We start from the raw sequence: 1,219 nt of genomic DNA, 5'->3' as shown, positions 1-1,219 counted from the left end.
TGTCCTTTGGCAAGAGTAAAGCCCGCATGCTGACCGAAGACCAGATCAAGACCACGTTTGCTGATGTCGCAGGTTGCGATGAAGCGAAAGAAGAAGTGGGTGAACTGGTTGAATATCTGCGCGAGCCAAGCCGCTTCCAGAAACTGGGTGGTAAGATCCCGAAAGGCGTCCTGATGGTCGGCCCTCCGGGTACCGGTAAAACCTTGCTGGCTAAAGCGATTGCTGGCGAAGCAAAAGTACCGTTCTTCACTATCTCCGGTTCTGACTTTGTTGAAATGTTCGTGGGTGTCGGTGCATCTCGTGTGCGTGACATGTTCGAGCAGGCGAAGAAAGCCGCGCCTTGCATCATCTTTATCGATGAAATCGATGCTGTAGGCCGTCAACGTGGCGCCGGTTTAGGCGGTGGTCATGATGAACGTGAGCAGACGCTGAACCAGATGCTGGTTGAGATGGATGGCTTCGAAGGTAATGAAGGCATCATCGTTATCGCCGCAACTAACCGTCCAGACGTACTTGACCCCGCGCTGCTGCGCCCAGGTCGTTTTGACCGCCAGGTTGTGGTCGGTCTGCCAGATGTCCGCGGTCGTGAACAGATTCTGAAAGTGCATATGCGTCGTGTGCCGCTGGCCACTGACATCGATGCAGCGATCATCGCACGTGGTACGCCGGGCTTCTCGGGTGCTGACCTCGCTAACCTTGTCAACGAAGCGGCACTGTTTGCTGCACGTGGCAACAAGCGTGTGGTCTCAATGGTTGAGTTCGAGAAAGCGAAAGACAAAATCATGATGGGTGCAGAACGTCGCTCCATGGTGATGACGGAAGCGCAGAAAGAATCCACCGCTTACCACGAAGCGGGCCATGCGATTATTGGTCGTCTGGTACCGGAACACGATCCGGTGCATAAAGTGACAATTATCCCGCGTGGACGTGCGCTGGGTGTGACCTTCTTCTTGCCAGAAGGTGACGCGATCAGCGCCAGCCGCCAGAAACTTGAAAGCCAGATCTCAACGCTGTACGGCGGTCGTCTGGCGGAAGAGATCATCTACGGCGCAGAACACGTTTCTACCGGTGCATCTAACGACATTAAAGTCGCCACTAACCTGGCGCGCAACATGGTGACGCAGTGGGGCTTCAACGAGAAGTTAGGTCCGTTGCTGTATGCTGAAGAAGAAGGCGAAGTGTTCCTCGGCCGCTCTGTGGCTAAGGCGAAACACATGTC

Annotated in this window: 1 protein-coding gene; it reads left to right on the top strand. The window is 54.9% G+C overall.

The features are described 5' to 3' along the window. Window positions 1–1,219 (top strand): ATP-dependent zinc metalloprotease FtsH (ftsH, locus tag QMM04_RS22600; protein WP_282997122.1); only part of this gene is annotated, 1,219 nt, incomplete at both ends.

This window comes from Pantoea sp. Pa-EAmG (assembly GCF_030024295.1).
GTDB classification, from domain to species: Bacteria; Pseudomonadota; Gammaproteobacteria; order Enterobacterales; family Enterobacteriaceae; genus Pantoea; species Pantoea dispersa.
This window is presented reverse-complemented; position numbering and strand designations above follow the sequence as displayed.